Here is an 18,912-nt window from a genome sequence, read left to right on the forward strand (position 1 = left end):
GCTCGGCTTATGGATTTAGAAACTTTGAAAACTTCCGAATTAGATGCTTGTTAAACTGGCATTTTGATTGTTAGTTTAGCATAACAAGTACTAAAGAACCAAAATTTTTCTCATGCAAAGATGCCAAGGCACAAAGAATAATGCAGGAATTTATTTTTAAATAGGACTTACGCAAGTGTCACAAGAAATGAAAACCTCCTTGCTTTGTCACCCCATTAAATTTAGCTGTAGATTAATTAACTAAAAAGGCGATCGCTTCAAGTAGATAATTTTAGGAGTGCCTCATTAATAATAGTTTGATAGCCAACTCCCCGTTTTTCTGCTTCGGATTTTGCCCAAGCAATCACTTTTGGATGTAGCCTAATTGAAACAGATTGATATTTTTCTGTTTCGTTTTTAATTGGTCTTCCACGCCGAGTTGAATTTATGCCAAATTGTTCTTGAATAGCTTGTTCCGCAGCTAGTACTTCTTCTGGGCTAATTCTTCTAGCATGAGCAAAAGGAAATTCAACTCTCTTCGGCATATTGTTGACGCTCCCGTTTTGTTGCAAGTCTGGCACTAATAATTCTAATCGTCTCTTCTCTCATAGTATAAACAACAACTAATAACCGACCTTGGTGAGACTCTCCAATAATCCATTCTCTTTCTTCTTCAAGAGAATGTTGCGGAGCTGGAGCAATTAAAGCCAAAGGATCAGTCCAAACAGTGGCAGCTTCTTCAAAAGAAACTTTGTGTTTTTGTTCATTGCGACGTTGTTTGTTTGCATCCCATTCAAAGAGCATATTTTCAGTATATACCAAAAATATACAGCTAAAAAATAGAGTTTTCTAACCTTTTTGAATTACTTGCAAATGAATAAAATTTGAATTATCGTGACTCTTCTAAGATTGAAATTTGCCACTTTTCACGCCGCTAATTTTCAACACATCACTCATTGTTGCACAGTAATTTGGTAGCCCAAAACTGGCAGGATTGATAACTTTATCGTAAGTGAAATGTCGATAATTCATACAGAACCTATCCCAAGCAGCCATCTGAATACGGAAGACAACAATAATCAAATTTGCCAATGATAAGGATAAAGGAATGCGGAAGTATATCTTTTTACCCAAATAGTTACAGACTTGTTCTACTGCTTGGTTGACGGTTAATTGTTCTTGACCTAAAACAAATCTCCGAGGTTCCCGTTCTGTGGCAGGATTATCTATTAAATAGCGGATTGTGGTGGCTATATCTTTTCCGTGAATAAAGTGAAAGCTGCCATCGGCTTGCAAAAACCGAATTAAATTTACATATTTTGTAACTTCAGGAATACCAGATGTTACAGCAGAATAGGGCTTGTTTGCATCGCCGCCTAATACTACAGTAGGAAAAACAGTGGTAATTTTCGGTGCAATTTTTAATTTTGCTATTTGCTGTAAACACTGATATTTAGAACTGACGTAATCTGTGCCAATTTCCCCAGCTTCTTTGAGGGGTTGATTGTGGCGATCTAAAACACTGGCGGTAGAAAAATATATTACTTGTTCGCATTTTTCTGGATCTAGCAGCTTCAGCAATTCTAGTGTTTTATTAACATTAATATTAAATGTTTCCTCACCGCCCCAAGCTGTCGCTGTTAGCACCGCAGTATCAATTGTTGATAGCAAGTCAACAAACTGGTTAATTTGCAACATATCACCTTGCAACACGGTGATACCAGGACGCGCCTGAGTATTAACTGTTAGCTTGTTTGGATTCCTAACTAGTAAATATAATTCGTAATCTGTTTCTTTAATTAAGGCTTCAGCTATGTAGTGACCGATACAACCACTTGCACCAGTCACTAAAATCCGTTTCTGGGTCATAAATATTTTTAAGTTTTATTTATTTAAGTTTATTTATATTAGTTGCTGCTATTGAATTTTTAGTTCCCAATGGAGTGACTTATTGAGGAGATTGTCAAAACCGTAGATAAGTAAATCCACAATTGCAATAAACTATGTTACGCAATTGACCAATGACAAACCCCGCCAGTTGTCATTAATTGCGCCAATCTACATAAATATGCCAATTATCAGTTGTTAGTCATCAACTAACAACTAACAACTGACAACTGACAACTGACAACTGACTAAACCAATACATTCAGTTGCTTTGCGGTTTCAAAGAAGAAAGCGACATTTTCTTCTGGAGTTTCTGGTAGTACACCATGACCGAGGTTAAGAATATGACCCCAATTACCAGCTTTGCGAACGGTATCGAGAATGCGATCGCGGATAAACTCTTTGGAACCAAATAATACACCTGGATCGAGATTTCCCTGTACTTTTACGTGCTTACCTAATCTGGCTCTAGCATCTGCCATGTCTACAGCCCAGTCTACAGTCACAACATCTGCACCAGATTTTGCCATTCTCTCCAATACACCAGCACTACCGCTGACGAGCAAAATTAATGGTGTATCTGGATGGGTTTGCTTGACTTGTTCAAACACCCGTTTTTGATAGGGAAGCGCAAAGGTGTCATAATCTTGAGGACTCAATTGACCAGCCCAAGAGTCGAACATTTGCACAACTTGAGCGCCACAGTCAATTTGGTAGCGGGCGTAAACAGCGATCGCATCTGCGAGTTTTGCTAAAAACTGATGCAGAATTGTCGGGTCAGAAAACGCCATATTCTTGATAATCGAGTAGGTTTTAGAACCTTTACCCTCGACTGCGTAAGCAGCTAATGTCCAAGGCGCACCGACAAAGCCTAATACCGTTGATTGATTCCCTACCTCTTGACGCAACGCCTGCAATATGGTTTTGATAAACGGCAGGGATGCTTCAGGCTCGAAGGGACGCAGGTTATCAACTTGTTCTTGAGTGCGAATGGGCGAGTGAATAATTGGCCCTTTACCTTCGGCAATGTCCATGTCAATGCCTAAACCAGGCAATGGCGTTACAATGTCGGAGAATAAAATTACCCCGTCTGGTTGAAAGGCTCTCCAAGGCTGTAGGGATACCTCAATTGCTACTTCGGGAATTTCTGAGCGATCGCGGAAAGAAGGATACTTCTCCCTTAAATCTCGATATGCTTTCATGTATCTTCCCGCTTGCCGCATCATCCATACAGGAGGACGGTCTACTATTTCACCGCGAGCCGCCATGAGGAGTCTAGGAGCTGTTGAGGAAACACCCATTTAACACTTCATCCTAAGTCACTTTTTTATGCCACTGTTTAGCTTATCATTCCGAGATTACGCTTTTTCAGGAAGCTATCTCACCTAGTAGATGCCAACTCAATCATTCCCCCATTGAGAACCTGACAACAGCCTAAAATCAAAGTTTTTTGACTTTTAATTTTTCTCAAGCGGTATTAGTCTCTGCTTAACTTAACTTTATATGTCAGCTGATTCCCCAACTTCCGCTCCTGCTCCATCCAATCAGAACGCTGCTAAACTTGGAAAATTCTTGATTCCGCGTTCTCAAACTCAAAATTTCCTGATTAAGTTTACCTGCATTACCTGTTTGGGATGGGTTGTAGGTGGCTTTGCTAGTATAGCTGCGGAAAATCTGCTCAATCAGTTATCACCAGATTTGCTTCCAGATCCCCAAATCTGGAATGTTTTAGTCAGCTTTGTTAGCAGTGCAGTCTTTGCCTTAATTTTCGCAGCCGATCAAGCGCTGGTGATTCGTCCCTATATCCCCGGTTGGTGGTGGTTAATAGCTACCAGCATCGGTTGGCAAATAGCTAGCACCGTTTCTACAGGCTGGATTAACTATATCAAGTCTATTGCTGCATCCTTTAACGAAAATGTACCTCCTGAAGCCATGCTGTTATTGGGAGGCTTGTCTACTATTGCCTATATTATTTCCGGGATTTGGCTGGGATTTTGCCAATGGCTAGTGTTGCGGCGCTATACAGTCAACTCTTGGTGGTGGAATTTTCTCCCAGCAGTTTGCTTCTTCTTCATCAGTACTTTAATTTGGCTGCTTTCTTTATTGCAAAATTTTATTCCCGAAGCTAACCGGACTTCGATATTGTATTGGAATGGGCAAGGATTTACAGCTTTTATTCTGGGATTTATTCCCGCAATTGGCTTGTGTACTTTAAAAAGAAAATCACACCACAAATCTGTAATTCCTAGCTCATCCTAAGCTTACTAAGCAGTCAATTGCTGCCGATCATTGATAATGTCTCAGGATAATTTGTTACCCAATATTACTAAACCACCAGTTGCCAACAAACAGCCAGAGGTTTTGAAGTTACATGGCGATCGCCGCATTGACAACTACTTTTGGCTGCGTGATGATGAGAACCCCCAAGTTATTGCTTATTTAGAAGCAGAAAATACTTATACCGCAGCGATGATGCAACACACGCAACCGCTGCAAACAAAACTCTATCAAGAAATGCTGGCACGGATTAAAGAAACTGACCTCTCAGTGCCATACCGCAAAGATGAATACTACTATTATATCCGTACTGAAGAAGGTAAAGATTATCCCATTTACTGCCGCAAACATGGTAGTTTAGAAGCACCGGAAGAAGTGCTTTTAGATGAAAATGAACTCGCCAAAGGACACGAGTTTTTTAGCTTAGGTGTATTTGATGTTAGTCCCAATCATCAAATCTTAGCTTACTCCGTTGATACCAGTGGTTCTGAGCAATACACTCTGTATTTCTTAGACTTAAATACCCATGAATTAGCCGCTGAAACTATCCCTGATACCTATTTTTCAGTGGCTTGGGCTAATGATAATAAAACAATATTTTATACCACACTTGATGATGCTAATCGTCCTTATCAGCTATTACGCCATACTTTAGGGACTGCTGTTGAAGACGATGTATTAATTTATGAAGAACTTGATGATATTTACCATTTATATGTGGATAAAACCCGCAGTCAAGCTTATATTTTCATGCTGTTAAGAAGCAGCATCACCACAGAAGTTCATTATTTAGATGCAAATCATCCTGAAGGCGATTGGAAGTTAATTCATCCCCGCACTACTGGGATGGAATATGAAGTCGATCATCACAGCGATTACTTTTACATAGTTACTAATGATGAAGCTACCAATTTTAAATTAGTCAAAACATTGGTAACTGCACCCAGTCAAGAAAATTGGCAAACTGTAATTCCCCATCAAGCAGATGTATTATTATCAGGAATTAGTTTATTTGCTAATCATTTAGTAATTTATGAACGAAAAGGTGGTTTAGAAACTGCCAGAATCAGAAACCTGATGACTGGTAAAGAAAGTAATATTACTTTTCCTGAACCTACCTATGAATTTTATGAAGGTAGTAACCCAGAATTTAATACAAATATTTTACGTTTCCATTACACCTCGTTTATTACACCGCAATCTGTTTTCGACTACAACATGGAAACAAATGAACGGGAATTGAAAAAAGAAACGGAAGTATTGGGAGGTTACGACAGAACCCAATATCAAAGCGAATGGCTGATAGCTACTGCTGAAGATGGTACAAAAGTTCCCATTTCCATTGTTTATAAACGAGGAATTAAAAAAGACAGTAAAAATCCCCTGCTACTAACAGGTTACGGTGCTTACGGTTCTTCTTACCCGGCTACCTTTTCCTCAAATCGCCTGACATTGTTAGATAGAGGCGTAATTTTTGCGATCGCGCATATTCGGGGTGGGGAAGAAATGGGGCGACAATGGTATGAAGACGGTAAATTTTTACAGAAAAAGAACACCTTTACAGATTTTATCGCCTGTGCTGAATATTTGATTAAAGAAAATTGGACAGCGAGCGATCGCCTAATTATTACAGGTGGTAGTGCAGGGGGTTTATTAATGGGAGCAGTTGTCAATCTCCGCCCCGAACTCTTCAAAGCAGTAGTTGCTCACGTTCCCTTTGTCGATGTCGTCACGACAATCTTAGACACATCCTTACCCCTATCAGCAATGGAATGGGAAGAATGGGGTAATCCCAACGATCCAGTGTATTACGAATACATGAAATCTTACTCGCCTTACGATAACGTTGAGGCAAAAGATTACCCAGATATGTTAATTACCGCCGGCTTAAATGATTCTCGCGTTAAATATTGGGAACCAGCTAAATGGACAGCTAAATTAAGAGAAATCAAAACAGATAATAATATTCTCCTGTTAAAAACCAACATGGGTGCAGGACATAGCGGTGCATCTGGACGTTATGAAAGTTTGCGAGAATTAGCTTTTGAATATGCTTTTATTTTAGATAGATTGGGTTTAACAAAGTAAAATGCTGTGTTGTTGACCGTTGACCGTTGACTGTGGTCACTACTGACAACTGACAACTAACAACTGACAACTGACTACTTATCCCAAATTAAATCTAACCTTTCTTGAGCTTTTTTCAGAGCCAATTCCGCAGTAGATTTACCCAATAATGTAGATTCAATTGCTCTACCAATACTTTCGGATAGACGACTATATTTAGCTACAATCGGTCGAGAACCTGCTATGGACATCTGATCCGCAAACACTTTTAATGCTGGTTTTTGACTGAGGAATTGCTGATAAGCTTGGCTTTGAGTGGCTTTGATATTAACTGGTAAAAAACCTGTACCTATACTCCATTCTGTTTGGAATTCTTCACTCAAAACATATTCCAAAAACTTGAGTGCGGCTTGTTCTCTAGCGGGTGTAGTTTTCATCAAATACATCACCCCCGTAGCTGTTACCGTCGCCTGCTTCAGATTTGTTGGGATGGGAAATACTTTATAATCAACCTTCGACTTCATAATATAAGTCCAAGGCCCTGTGATTTGCATTGCCACTCTACCAGAAATAAAAGCATCCTCTTCATAGCCCCGTTCTGGCGGTGAAAGGGTAGCTGAACCATCTTTCATTAAATCTTGCCAAAATTGCAAAGCATTAATAGCGCCTTGATTGATTAAATTCGGCTTATTATCTGTGACTACTTCACCCCCAGCACTCAATAAAAAAGGAAACCAACTAAAAACAGCCCATTCTTGCTTTCCTAAAGGAAGTAAAATTCCATACTGTTCTGGTCTTTTATCACCATTGCGGTCAATAGTTAACTTTTTAGCAACTTCCCTTAATTCTTCCCATGTTTGAGGAATTTCTGTAATTCCCGCAGCTTGAAAAAGTGATGGTCGATAAAAAATACCGAGATTGGCAGTGTATAAAGGTATTGACCAAATATGGCCATCTAATCGCAATTCCTCCAATAGGTTAGGCAGGACTTCCGATTTTAGTGGTAATTTTTCTAGCCAATCGTCTAAAGGTTGAATTGCGCCTAATTCTGTAAATTGACCTGTATTTTGCGGGTTGAATGACAAAATATCTGGAGGTACATTACCCACAACGGCTGTTAAAATTTTTGGCAATTGGGGTTGACCGACAAAGATAGATTGCACTTGAATTTGCGGATGAGTTTGATTAAATTTTCTGACTAATTTTTCAAATACATCACGATTAGCAGGAGGATTCACAGATTGCCATAATTTCAGATGAATTACTCCATCATCCTTTGGCGCTGATACTTGACAACTAGATAAAAAAATTAGGCAGCTACTCAGCACAATTAACTGAAGTGATAGCCGCAAAAAAGACTTTATTGAATGGTGCAGAAATTGCTTCATCTGGAATGAGAAGATGCTCAAGTTTATGTCACTAAGTCAAGTCAATAAGGAGAAAAATGTAAATAATTAAGAGTTTGTAGTTAGGACTTCAATCCTGATTTGAGGAATAAACTATTCACTACAAAATTAATGCCAATATTTTTGACATTTAGCCAAATTAAGTTCCTTGAGTAATAAAAGTGTCTTCAAAAGAATTACATAATATTGTCAATGCACGGAGAGAATCTTCCTCAGATAGACCCTTAGGCGGGCCAAAAGGAGTATTGTTAGCATCAACAACATAAATTTTTTGCGAATTTCTATCTCTTAAAACGTCAAGTTCTCCATATTCCATCCCTATCTCATTTGCAAAAGCTATAAGATTATGAATCTCCTCAATGCTGAATACTTCTTCAGGAGATACAAGAGATGCAGAAAGGTTTACATTTTCAAAACGAGTTGCGATTTCTCTCCGTTTGATATAAACCAAAGGAATTGTATCTAGAAATATAGGAACTCGATAATCAATTACATCATTTCCATCAGAGTTATCTACTAATATACAATAGCTTTTCTCAGAATCAATTTCTGCAATTGGCCCTTGAATAATAGCTCCATCATGAGTAGCATTACGATTTGATTTGCTTACCATTGCACCCGAAAATACTAAAGGGTCAACAGCAAGAGTATTGCCAAATATTAGCGAATAAGCTTTATAGACGTAGTTCTTGCTGATGTCAATACAATTGGAGTTAAAAATTTGTAGCTGACTCAAAAGAGGAAGATTTTGACTATCTAATGCGTAGTAAGTAGTATCCTTCCATTTGAATCCTAATAAATAGTCTTGTTCCAGACTATTAGAGTAAGTATAGCCAAGTCTTTGGCAAATCTTAGAAATAATTGTTCGTGGATCGGGAATTTCCGGATAAAACAGTAAATTATTATGAAAATCCATAGCTATCTTGCCTATAAGCCAATATTTGTTAGTCCTCCAAGAAACTTCAGACTATAGCATAATAGGACTCAATATCAAGATGTAACTTGAAGTTACTATAGCAATCTTATTTCAGTTGTGGAAAATATCGGTTTTGGCTGTTGACTGTTGACTGTTGACTGTTTAGTATCAACGGTTAACAACTATACATGTAATATTTCACATATCTTTTAGCATTGCTATATAAATTAGTGCTGTTTTCTCAGGTTTATCGATAATTGGTATAAAAATTTCTCAGTCTATGAGACTCGTAAGATTTGCAACTTTAGCAACAGACAAGCAAAATAAACATAAAATTATTGTTGCAATTTAGTTACATAAATCCCCTATTTCTATTGCAGTTTGTAACTATTTTGTGCAACCCCAAGGACTATTCCTTTAGACTGAATCTCAATTGACGATGATTTGGGATCGAGGCAAATGCATTCGGTAAATATATTTTGTCACGAGTTTGTGGTTGCTGTTTCCTTTGTGGCTTGTATCGCTGGTTTGTTGTTACTTTGGGATAGTAAGCAGCAAAAAAACGAATTAGAAGAAACAGAACAGATTCTATTGAGAATGAGCTTTTCTTACTGGCTAGTGTATTGTATTGCTTTTGGCGTAGAAAAAGTTATGCTACCTAGCTGGGAACCGATTCTCATGACTTTAAAAATTACTACAGCTTTGTCATATTTTTTAACGTTTTCTTGTATCCTCAGTTTGCCATTAAACAGATTTGCTGTACATCAAGTAGAAGACTAGTGCCGCTGTGCGGAAGTCAATAGTCAATAGTCAATAGATTTAATATTATTGACTTTTGCGCCATTGGCAATGGTCTATTTATGTCCTACTTTACTAGGCAAACAGAACTAGGCAAACAGTGCATAGTTAATGAACTATGGACTATTAGCCTTTGACGCGATTAATGTTTCATTGCGATCGCGATCGCCTCTAACAGACTATTTTGATCTAAAGTTGTCAAAATAAATACTTCTTGCACTGTCTTACCTTGTCGGGCGATTACTTTATAACCGCCACGAATCGGTACAGACACGCGCAATTGCATTTTGGGAGCATGACCTTTAACTCTTCCAATAACACCTGGTGTCACAGTTTGAATTCCTGGTTGCTGACACAGGCGCTCTAAGATGGGAATGAGTCCATCAATGTGGGTCGAGTGATTCCAGACTAGCCTACCATCATTGGGTTTGCCCATTATAATTAAGCTGCCTCTAGAGGAGCCATTGTCAAACCCGCCCGTCGTAGTTGTTGGTGATATAGTTCTGCTGGTTCTTGGGGCCCTACCCAAACGATCGCTTGACCTTCATAATGTATCTGGTTAGTCAAGTCCCAAGCATGGTCGCTGGTCATTCCGGGAATATACTTCATCAGACACTCAGCCACATGCTGAAATGTATTAAAGTCGTCATTAAGAACAATCACTTTGTAATTGGGATAAAGCTTGCGCACAACTTGAGTAGACTTTGTCGGAGCTACAGTTGGTGTTGCGCTCATCCTATAAACATCTGCTGAAAGTCTGGTTAGCATAAAACAGTTAACCATCAAGATTTTACAAAACTACATTCACAAATAACTAGTTTAGTCCATACTCTGGAGTCCAGATTTGCTCTGTTAACTTTTTCTGCATTGAATTTTTCAACAGCAATGTCAGTTAACACCTAATCTCTCAACTTTGCTCGCTCGCTGAGATTCATTCTTGACAGGTTAAGATTATCGGCAATTTGTCAATCAGTAATATTGCTGAAATTATTAACGAAATCGGGGATAGAAAACAGAATTTTTCGTTTTTGTGATGCTAAAGGCCAGAAGTCACTCTACTTCTACGCCAGACTAAAAAAGCATCACTCATTCTCACTTGAGACCGTCCAAAAATATTTAATTTGTACCTAACCCCTACCCGCATTCATCGCGTCACTACTAGATGACAAAACTAATTGGGTCTTAACCTGTCTTTGAATGTTATGTAGCCGCAATTTTAATCCTACGACTGAATTGGAGAAGCATACAGCGATGCCTTGCCCTAAGGCATCGCGGATTTTAGATTCAATCTAAAATCCTCAATCGTTTTAACGATTAACTGCTGCTGCTTCCCGCGCCGCAGCTGCTTGGTCAGGATGGATACCTAAACGTGTGAGATTAATTCGACCTTTGTTGTCAATCTCGCGCACTTTGACAATCACTTCATCACCAACAGCTACTTCATCTTCAACTTTGCCTACACGGTAGTCTGCGAGTTGAGAGATGTGAATCATACCTTCTTTACCAGGCAAAAATTCCACGAATGCGCCTATGGGTATAATTCGAGTCACGCGACCCACGTAAACATCACCTTCATGTAATTTACGGGTCATGCCTTGGACGATATTTCTCGCTCTCTTGGCCTTGCTTTCATCCACAGCAGAAATCGTGACGGTGCCATCATCTTCAATGTCAATTTTGGCACCAGTTTCTTCGGTGATGCCTTTAATTGTCTTACCGCCAGGCCCAATTACCAGACCAATCATGTCAGGATCGATCTTAATGGTCAACAAGCGTGGGGCATAAGGTGAGGTTTCCGTGCGGGGTGTGTCGATGGTTTGCAGCATTTTATCTAAAATGTGCAACCTGGCCGATTTCGCTTGATGGACAGCTTGGGCGATAATATCCAAGGACAAACCGGAGATTTTCATATCCATTTGTAAGGCTGTAATTCCCGAATCTGTACCCGCGACTTTAAAGTCCATGTCGCCTAAAAAGTCCTCGATACCTTGAATATCCGTGAGAACCCGGACTTCATCGCCTTCTTTAATCAAACCCATCGCCGCACCGCTAACAGGCTTGATAATCGGTACGCCAGCATCCATTAAGGCGAGGGTGGAACCACATACGGAACCCATTGAAGTGGAACCGTTGGAAGAAAGTACTTCCGATACTACGCGAATTACGTAAGGAAATTGTTCTTTCGGTGGTAGCACTGGTAATAGCGCCCGCTCTGCTAAAGCACCGTGACCAATTTCCCTTCTACCGGGGGCGCGCATGGGCTTAGTTTCGCCAACGGAGAAGGGTGGGAAGTTGTAATGGTGCAGGTAGCGTTTAGATTGGTCTGTTTGCAGGTCATCATTGAGGTTTTGGGCGTCGCCGGGTGTACCCAGGGTACAAGCAGATAATACTTGGGTGAGTCCCCGATTAAACAAGCCACTTCCGTGAACTCGCTTAGGTAGAACATCTACTAAACAAGAAACGGGACGCACTTCGTCAAGTTTGCGCCCATCAACCCGAACGTTGTCTTCGATGATTTGACGGCGCATGAAGTGCTTGGTAATTTCCTTGAAGGTGTTACCAAGGGCTTTGCTGTTGGCGGTTGTGGCTACGCGGACGGGATCTTCTTCCGGTAATTCCGCGATCGCATTCGCTATACTTTCCTTAACTACATCCAAAGCTGCATCTCGCTCTGGCTTAGTTAATTCAAACTGCGCGAGAATTTTCTTAATTTCTGCACTAGCGCGATCGCTAATAAACTGGTCTAAAGTTGGGTCTACTTCTGGCGGTTCGCCTTTGACAATTTCTAGACCGAGTTCTTGAACTAAATCTAGTTGGGCTTGAATTAAATCCCGCACAGCTTCGTAGCCAAAATCAATCGCCTCGATAATATCGCGTTCTGGTAACTGATTGGCTCCAGCTTCAACCATGATTACCCCATCTGGTGAACCTGCAACCACCAGATCCAAATCTCCCGCTTCAATTTCTGCGTAGGTAGGGTTAATGACAAAATCATCACCTACCAAGCCTACTCTAACTGCTGCCATTGGGCCGTTAAAAGGAATTTGGGCAATCAAGGTAGCAATTGAAGCACCTGTAACAGCGAGCACATCGGGCGGTACTTGCTCATCCATTGACAACGTCAAAGCGACAACTTGCAAGTCATCCCGCAACCATGAAGGGAACAAAGGACGCAGGGGACGGTCTATCAGACGGCTAGTAAGAATGGTTTTTTCTGGGGGACGACCTTCACGCCGCATGATCCCGCCGGGAATCCTACCCGCAGCATACAGTCTTTCTTCGTAATCTACTGTGAGGGGAAGAAAATCAATGCCTTCTCTGGCTTGCGATCGCGTAGCCGTCACCAAAACAGCTGTATCCCCCGATTGTATCAAAACTGACCCACCAGCTTGGGGTGCTAGCAGGCCTACCTTCAGTCGAATATCCCGTCCGTCAAAGGATATTGACTTATCAACTTCTGTCATTCAGTTTTTTTTCCTTCTATGCACGCTATTCTCTCTCTGTGGCAATCCTAACATTTATGCCCTCTGGCTGGCTTCAGGTACATACAAAGATAAACAACTTTGTCAACTTAAAGTACGATACATCATCAGTGCCCCTACCGCTTGCCCGTCAGCTAGTTTGGCAGCTTGGGGAATGCGGCCGATCCTCTCAAAACCCAATGTCTGCCACAGGTTAATTGACGGTATATTAGTTTCAAAGACCAAATTGAACATTACTGCCTCGTAGCCTAATTGAGCTGCGTAGGCGTTCTGCGCCTTGTCGCCAGACATCGCTAACATCGACTCTCCCATCAACCGTCCTATGCCTTGACCCCGCGCTTCTGGTTGTACAATAAAACCAGCGTTGCAAATATGGCTACACCGACCGGGAAAGTTGGGTTTTAAATAAAATGCCCCTAATATATCTTTGGGTTTGTGTGTAGTACCCGGCTCAACAGCCCTGACAACAAAAGCATCCTGATTCAACCAGTAAGCTGCAAATTCTGCCGGAGACAGGGGTTGCTTTTGCGGATAGGTTTTCCCTTCAAGAATTACTAGATTGAGTAATGCTCTGACTACCTCCTGTTCTTGCGGATGCATGTAATCTAGTTCTACTTTTATGCCATTTTTTGTTTGTTGAGTTGCGGGAAGGTGCATTTATCAATAATTTAATTTATGAATATTAATAATAGTAAATATTATTATATTTGGTAGGGATAAAGTTGTATATGGTTGCGCAAAATGGCAAAAAATTCAATTGATTTAACCGCCAAGACGCCTTCGCGTTAGCGTCTCGTTCGCGCAGCGTCTCCCCTTGGGAGAAGAGAAGGACGCCAAGATTTATTAGATGGGTGAGTTAAGTAAATAGGAGTTTTTAAGAGATTTAGAACGCAAAATATGTAAATATATAGCGATTTATCATAAAATCATCAACTTATTTTTACGAAAAGACTACATATAAGTAATTGATGTAACTATATATTTACGAATCAATTATTGTTGACTGTAAACAAATTAGTAGCGTATCGGTAGTTGGAAAATGGCAATTTTACACGGGATTTGGTTAAATAAAAAACAAAATAACTGTTTATTTATTTGGGGAGAAACTTGGCGTTCTGTACAGGTAAATGCTGATATTAGTGACGCTGATATACCATCACATCCCTTGGCAATGACACCACAGGAGTTAAATGAATGGTTAACTTCCCGCAACCTGAAAATTGCTAATTTTATCCAGCAACCCCAAGTAGCAGTAAATGCTGGGCGTAAACGTCAAAGTACAACTGTCAAAGAATTAACTTTACCCAGCCAATCGCAAATTATTGCTTTACCAACTCAAATATCAGCAAATAGTATTTCGCCTATACATTCTGCTGTTGAGTCAATAGATTCTCAACCATATCTACATCCTTGGAAAGTCGAGGGTTTTTGTCTTCAGCCTAGTCTTGCTATCAAATTTTTAGCTTCTCTTCCATTAAGTAATATTAGCGGCAAGGATGCATTTCTAAGTGGAGATTTACGCTTTTGGTCGCAGGTATCTAGATGGAGTTTAGATTTAATTGCTAGGGGTAAGTTTTTACCAACAATTCAACGAGAAACTGAGAAATTAATTACTAACTGGCAAGTACTTTTAGATAGTGCAGTAGATGGTACAAGATTAGAAAAATTCTCTCAGTTAATGCCTTTAGGTTGTCGGACATATCAGACAGCAATTGAGGCTGAAGAATTTACTCCATCTCAACTATATGTAGACTTACCTTTAGCGCCGCAGGAATTAATTTTAGGATTTCTCAACAGTACAATTGATGTCCAATTGCGAGAAATGTTAGGTTCTCAAGCAATAATTGAACCGAGAATGATGGCGGCGTTACCTGCGGGAGTGCGTCAGTGGTTGCAAGGTTTAACAAGTGAATCACCAACAATTAATGCAGATGCAATTGGAGTAGAAAGACTGCAAGCAGCATTAACAGCTTGGAAGCTGCCGCTACAATATCAATTAACTCATAAAGCTTTATTTCGGACTTGTTTTGAATTGCGATCGCCTGAAGCGGGAGAATCGGCATGGAAATTAATATATTATCTCCAAGCTGCGGACGATCCAGCATTTTTAGTCGATCCAGCAACAATTTGGCAGCATCCTGTTGAGCAATTAGTTTATCAAAATCGCACCATTGAACAACCCCAAGAAACTTTTATGCGGGGTTTGGGCTTAGCTTCGCGATTATATCCCGCGATCGCGCCCAGTTTAGAAACTGAATTTCCCGAATCTTTGAGTCTCAACCCCATCCAGGCTTACGATTTTATTAAATCTGTAGCTTGGCGCTTGGAAGATAGCGGTTTAGGCGTGGTATTACCAGCGAGTTTAGCAAACCGGGAAGGCTGGGCGAACCGTTTAGGCTTAAAAATTACCGCCGAAACCCCCAATCAACAGCAAGGGCGATTAGGGTTACAAAGCTTACTCAATTTTCAATGGAAATTGGCAATTGGCGGACAAACAATTTCTAAAGCCCAATTTGACAGGCTGGTAGCCTTAAATAGCCCGCTAGTAGAAATCAATGGCGAGTGGGTGGAGTTACGTCCCCAAGATATTAAAACAGCCCAAGGCTTTTTTGCCTCTCGGAAAGAGAAAATGTCCTTGTCCTTAGAAGATGCTTTACGTTTAAGTACAGGAGATACCCAAGCTATTGAGAAATTACCAGTAGTCAGCTTTGAAGCCTCTGGTGCATTACAAGAATTAATTGGGGCGCTAACTAATAATCAAGCGATCGCACCTTTACCAACACCTGCTAACTTTAAAGGACAATTGCGACCTTATCAACAACGCGGTGCAGCTTGGCTAGCCTTCCTCGAACGCTGGGGTTTAGGCGCATGTCTCGCCGACGACATGGGTTTAGGTAAAACCATCCAGTTCATCGCCTTTCTACTACACCTAAAAGAACAAGATGCACTAGAAAAACCCACCCTACTAGTTTGCCCGACTTCTGTATTGGGTAACTGGGAAAGAGAAGTTAAAAAATTTGCACCCACACTCAAAATTTTACAATATCACGGTGACAAACGCCCTAAAGGTAAGACATTTACAGAAACAGCAAAAAAATACAATATAGTCGTCACCAGTTACTCATTAATTCACCGCGATCTCAAATCATTGCAGACGGTTGATTGGCAAGCCATAGTATTAGATGAAGCCCAGAACGTGAAAAACTCTGATGCCAAGCAATCGCAAGCAGTTAGACAATTAGAAGCCACATTTCGCATCGCTTTAACTGGTACGCCAGTGGAAAATAGACTGCAAGAACTTTGGTCTATTTTAGATTTTCTCAATCCTGGTTATTTAGGGAATAAACAATTCTTTCAACGCAGGTTTGCTATGCCAATTGAAAAGTATGGCGATTCCTCTTCATTAAATCAATTGCGTTCATTAGTGCAACCGTTTATTCTGCGGCGACTGAAAACAGATAAAGATATTATTCAGGACTTGCCAGAAAAGCAAGAAATGACCGTATTTTGCGGACTTAGCCCCGAACAAGCCACGCTTTATCAAAAAGTTGTAGAAGAGTCTTTATCAGAAATTGACACCGCTACAGGATTGCAACGCAGGGGAATGATTTTAGCCTTATTAATTAAGCTCAAACAAGTCTGCAATCATCCCGCCCAATATTTAAAAGCAGACTCGCTAAATAAATATAATTCTGGCAAACTTCAGCGCTTGGACGAAATGCTAGAAGAAGCATTAGCAGAAGGCGATCGCGCTTTAATCTTCACTCAATTTGCCGAATGGGGTAAATTACTTAAACCCCACTTAGAAAAACAGCTAGGGCGAGAAATATTTTTCTTGTATGGTAGCACTAGCAAAAAACAACGTGAGGAAATGATCGACCGTTTCCAACAAGACCCCCAAGGGCCACCGATTATGATTCTCTCCTTAAAAGCTGGGGGTGTAGGCTTAAATTTAACCAGAGCCAATCATGTCTTCCACTTTGATAGATGGTGGAACCCCGCAGTCGAAAATCAAGCCACAGACCGCGTATTTCGTATAGGTCAAACCCGCAATGTGCAAGTACATAAATTTGTTTGTACTGGCACATTAGAAGAAAAAATTCATGACATGATTGAAAGTAAAAAACAACTAGCAGAACAAGTTGTAGGTGCTGGAGAAGATTGGTTAACAGAATTAGATACCGACCAACTCCGCAATTTACTGTTACTAGATCGCAGTTCTGTAATTGAAGAAGATGCAGAATAATGTCGTAGTTATAATTGAAAAATTTCCAACGTAGGGTGTGTTGTCGCGTAGCGCAACGCACCATCCAAAATTTAAGCTGCTACACCCTCAGCCATAAAACAGAATACAAAGTAGTAGGGGCACGGCACCAGTAAGATTATTGTATATCTGAGAAGATTGTGGATGCCGTGCCCCTACAGTATGGTCGATTTACTAGCTTTATTCTCTAGACTCTACGATTATGTCTAACCAATTTGAACACGGTTATGCTTTGTTAATTGGAGTTGGTAGAACAACCGAACCAAAATGGTCATTACCCGTTACAGTCAAAGATGTGCAAGCACTAAAAACCGTGCTAACCGATGCAAACTTGTGTGCCTATGATTCCGCAAATATTCGCTTATTGCAGAATGAGCAGACAACACGTAGCGCAATCATCGCTGGATTAACCTGGTTACAAGAAAAAGCAGCCAGCGATCGCAATGCGACAATAGTAGTGTATTACTCCGGTCATGGATGCTTTGACCTAGCAAGCCAGTGTTATTACTTACTGCAACATGACTTCAAATCCTCAGATATTGCTAACACCGCCCTATCTGCCGCAGAATTTACACAAGCCTTGCGACAAATTCCAGCCAAGCGCTTGTGGGTAGTAATTGATAGCTGTCATGCAGAAGGTATGGCTACTTCCAAAGGCGAACTACCAGCAGATTTTATCGCCACAGCCTTACCCAAGGGTGTGATAGATGACTTGAAGCAAGGAGAAGGAAGGGCAGTATTTACATCATCCAGAGGTAATCAAAGTTCTTGGATACGCCCCGATAAAACCATGAGCCTCTACACTTATCATCTCATCGAAGCATTGCAGGGAGCCGCTAACAAGCCAGGAGACACCACAGTTATGCTCTCAAACCTGATCAATCATTTAGGGAAAACTGTGCCAGAAAGCGCTAGAACCCTGTGTAGGAAAGAACAAACGCCATTTTTTGATACAGCAATGGAAGATTTCCCCATAGCCATGTTGCGCGGCGGAAAAGGACTAGTAAAATTTATCCCAGATTCGCCTAAAATAATGACGGATCAAGAAGTCGTCACACCTGCACTCGCAAGAGCAAAACGAGCATTAGCTATTTTAGAAGAACAAGCCGCTTCCTATGGAATCAGGATTCCCGTAGATTTGCAGATTGAATTAGAAGAAAAACGCCGCCAAGTAATTGAATTAGAATCCCGACATCAAACAACCGGATTAGATTAATTAAAATCCACAGGTAGGGGCAAGGCATTGCTCATTGGTGTCAACTTAACGCGAAACCCATTTACCGCAAGGAACTGAAGTTCCTTGCTCATAGCGAAAGTCATCTCAAGATGACTAGATATCCTCAAAATCTTGAGTCTACTTTTAGTAGACTTGGGCTATTAGCCTGGGAATGAATTCCCAGGCGGGCGACAAAGCTAAGACAGAGGCTATTTTTAACTTCAGTTAACACAACTAGGAAATGCTGTGCCCTGAAAATTATATTGACTTCCGAGTAATTTACACGAACTTTCGCCTTCCGAACACCAAGCGCCGAGTAATTTACACGAACTTTCGCCTTCCAAACACCAAACACCGAGAAATTTACACGAACTTTCGCCTTCCAAACACCAAGCACCGAGAAATTTACACCAACCTTCCCCTTTCAGGGATGCCGTGAAAAACTTATACAATCAAATGAGATGAAAATCTTCCCTACCCAGGCACTCAAATAAACTAAAAAGCTAATTCCATCAGAACTAAACCTCATCCATCTTGAAAACTGGAGTTTTCGCAGAAAACATATTACTGTGGATAGGTGGTGTGGTAGAAAATCAAACAGGAATGCTAAAAGTAGAATG

At 40.6% G+C, this 18,912-nt stretch carries 15 protein-coding genes; 5 read left to right on the forward strand and 10 right to left on the reverse strand.

Annotated elements, in window-relative coordinates:
* Window positions 1–257: 257 nt before the first annotated feature.
* The 4 genes from H6G41_RS32530 to hemE form a co-directional block, all read right to left on the reverse strand.
* Window positions 258–524, reverse strand: coding sequence for a BrnA antitoxin family protein (locus H6G41_RS32530; RefSeq protein WP_190752326.1), 267 nt, complete (start codon window positions 522–524; stop codon window positions 258–260).
* Window positions 508–801, reverse strand: coding sequence for a BrnT family toxin (locus tag H6G41_RS32535; protein ID WP_306790458.1), 294 nt, complete (start codon window positions 799–801; stop codon window positions 508–510). The genes H6G41_RS32530 and H6G41_RS32535 overlap by 17 nt, the downstream gene beginning before the upstream one ends.
* Before the next feature lie 81 nt (window positions 802–882).
* Window positions 883–1,848, reverse strand: a complete 966-nt coding sequence (locus tag H6G41_RS32540; RefSeq protein ID WP_190752329.1) for an NAD(P)-dependent oxidoreductase — start codon at window positions 1,846–1,848, stop codon at window positions 883–885.
* Window positions 1,849–2,114: 266 nt separating this feature from the next.
* Window positions 2,115–3,167 carry a uroporphyrinogen decarboxylase gene (gene hemE / locus H6G41_RS32545; RefSeq protein ID WP_190752331.1) on the reverse strand — a complete coding sequence of 351 codons (1,053 nt, stop codon included), beginning with the start codon at window positions 3,165–3,167 and terminating at the stop codon, window positions 2,115–2,117.
* A gap of 202 nt (window positions 3,168–3,369) precedes the next feature.
* Here hemE and H6G41_RS32550 point away from each other — a divergent pair, with 202 nt between their 5' ends.
* Window positions 3,370–4,125 (forward strand): hypothetical protein, encoded by a 756-nt coding sequence (locus tag H6G41_RS32550; RefSeq protein WP_190752333.1) that lies wholly within the window; start codon window positions 3,370–3,372, stop codon window positions 4,123–4,125.
* A 36-nt stretch (window positions 4,126–4,161) separates the two neighbouring features.
* Window positions 4,162–6,231 carry a S9 family peptidase gene (locus H6G41_RS32555; RefSeq protein WP_190752335.1) on the forward strand — a complete coding sequence of 690 codons (2,070 nt, stop codon included), beginning with the start codon at window positions 4,162–4,164 and terminating at the stop codon, window positions 6,229–6,231.
* Between the two features lie 74 nt (window positions 6,232–6,305).
* On the opposite strand, the gene H6G41_RS32560 is transcribed toward H6G41_RS32555, so the two are convergent.
* On the reverse strand, window positions 6,306–7,598 hold the full coding sequence (locus H6G41_RS32560; protein WP_190752337.1) for an ABC transporter substrate-binding protein: 1,293 nt from the start codon (window positions 7,596–7,598) through the stop codon (window positions 6,306–6,308).
* Window positions 7,599–7,755: 157 nt separating this feature from the next.
* A complete protein-coding gene (locus tag H6G41_RS32565) occupies window positions 7,756–8,532 on the reverse strand; it encodes a hypothetical protein (RefSeq protein ID WP_190752338.1) in 777 nt (258 codons plus the stop codon).
* Between the two features lie 459 nt (window positions 8,533–8,991).
* Here H6G41_RS32565 and H6G41_RS32570 point away from each other — a divergent pair, with 459 nt between their 5' ends.
* A complete protein-coding gene (locus tag H6G41_RS32570; RefSeq protein ID WP_190752341.1) occupies window positions 8,992–9,312 on the forward strand; it encodes a hypothetical protein in 321 nt (106 codons plus the stop codon).
* 160 nt (window positions 9,313–9,472) lie between these two features.
* On the opposite strand, the gene H6G41_RS32575 is transcribed toward H6G41_RS32570, so the two are convergent.
* The 4 genes from H6G41_RS32575 to H6G41_RS32590 form a co-directional block, all read right to left on the reverse strand.
* Window positions 9,473–9,766, reverse strand: coding sequence for a DUF2103 domain-containing protein (locus H6G41_RS32575; protein WP_190752343.1), 294 nt, complete (start codon window positions 9,764–9,766; stop codon window positions 9,473–9,475).
* 5 nt (window positions 9,767–9,771) lie between these two features.
* The gene (gene clpS, locus H6G41_RS32580) at window positions 9,772–10,098 is read right to left on the reverse strand and encodes an ATP-dependent Clp protease adapter ClpS (RefSeq protein ID WP_190752345.1); all 327 of its coding nucleotides are present in this window, start codon (window positions 10,096–10,098) and stop codon (window positions 9,772–9,774) included.
* Window positions 10,099–10,637: 539 nt separating this feature from the next.
* Window positions 10,638–12,794 (reverse strand): polyribonucleotide nucleotidyltransferase, encoded by a 2,157-nt coding sequence (locus H6G41_RS32585; protein ID WP_190752347.1) that lies wholly within the window; start codon window positions 12,792–12,794, stop codon window positions 10,638–10,640.
* Between the two features lie 102 nt (window positions 12,795–12,896).
* The gene (locus H6G41_RS32590; RefSeq protein ID WP_190752349.1) at window positions 12,897–13,469 is read right to left on the reverse strand and encodes a GNAT family N-acetyltransferase; all 573 of its coding nucleotides are present in this window, start codon (window positions 13,467–13,469) and stop codon (window positions 12,897–12,899) included.
* 382 nt (window positions 13,470–13,851) lie between these two features.
* Between H6G41_RS32590 and H6G41_RS32595 the strand changes: the two genes are divergently transcribed.
* A complete protein-coding gene (locus tag H6G41_RS32595; RefSeq protein WP_190752351.1) occupies window positions 13,852–17,058 on the forward strand; it encodes a DEAD/DEAH box helicase in 3,207 nt (1,068 codons plus the stop codon).
* 220 nt (window positions 17,059–17,278) lie between these two features.
* The gene (locus tag H6G41_RS32600) at window positions 17,279–18,292 is read left to right on the forward strand and encodes a caspase family protein (protein WP_190752353.1); all 1,014 of its coding nucleotides are present in this window, start codon (window positions 17,279–17,281) and stop codon (window positions 18,290–18,292) included.
* The last annotated feature ends 620 nt before the right edge of the window (window positions 18,293–18,912 follow it).

It is taken from the genome of Tolypothrix sp. FACHB-123 (assembly GCF_014697075.1).
GTDB lineage: Bacteria > Cyanobacteriota > Cyanobacteriia > Cyanobacteriales > Nostocaceae > Aulosira.

Excerpts from the sequence above, each read along its gene's own strand:
- clpS (WP_190752345.1), bottom strand. The coding sequence starts at position 10,098 with ATGCTAACCAGACTTTCAGCAGATGTTTATAGGATGAGCGCAACACCA.
- H6G41_RS32570 (WP_190752341.1), top strand. The coding sequence starts at position 8,992 with ATGCATTCGGTAAATATATTTTGTCACGAGTTTGTGGTTGCTGTTTCC.
- H6G41_RS32555 (WP_190752335.1), top strand. The coding sequence starts at position 4,162 with ATGTCTCAGGATAATTTGTTACCCAATATTACTAAACCACCAGTTGCC.
- H6G41_RS32565 (WP_190752338.1), bottom strand. The coding sequence starts at position 8,532 with ATGGATTTTCATAATAATTTACTGTTTTATCCGGAAATTCCCGATCCA.
- H6G41_RS32550 (WP_190752333.1), top strand. The coding sequence starts at position 3,370 with ATGTCAGCTGATTCCCCAACTTCCGCTCCTGCTCCATCCAATCAGAAC.
- H6G41_RS32600 (WP_190752353.1), top strand. The coding sequence starts at position 17,279 with ATGTCTAACCAATTTGAACACGGTTATGCTTTGTTAATTGGAGTTGGT.
- H6G41_RS32530 (WP_190752326.1), bottom strand. The coding sequence starts at position 524 with ATGCCGAAGAGAGTTGAATTTCCTTTTGCTCATGCTAGAAGAATTAGC.
- hemE (WP_190752331.1), bottom strand. The coding sequence starts at position 3,167 with ATGGGTGTTTCCTCAACAGCTCCTAGACTCCTCATGGCGGCTCGCGGT.
- H6G41_RS32575 (WP_190752343.1), bottom strand. The coding sequence starts at position 9,766 with ATGGGCAAACCCAATGATGGTAGGCTAGTCTGGAATCACTCGACCCAC.
- H6G41_RS32585 (WP_190752347.1), bottom strand. The coding sequence starts at position 12,794 with ATGACAGAAGTTGATAAGTCAATATCCTTTGACGGACGGGATATTCGA.
- H6G41_RS32540 (WP_190752329.1), bottom strand. The coding sequence starts at position 1,848 with ATGACCCAGAAACGGATTTTAGTGACTGGTGCAAGTGGTTGTATCGGT.
- H6G41_RS32595 (WP_190752351.1), top strand. The coding sequence starts at position 13,852 with ATGGCAATTTTACACGGGATTTGGTTAAATAAAAAACAAAATAACTGT.
- H6G41_RS32590 (WP_190752349.1), bottom strand. The coding sequence starts at position 13,469 with ATGCACCTTCCCGCAACTCAACAAACAAAAAATGGCATAAAAGTAGAA.
- H6G41_RS32560 (WP_190752337.1), bottom strand. The coding sequence starts at position 7,598 with ATGAAGCAATTTCTGCACCATTCAATAAAGTCTTTTTTGCGGCTATCA.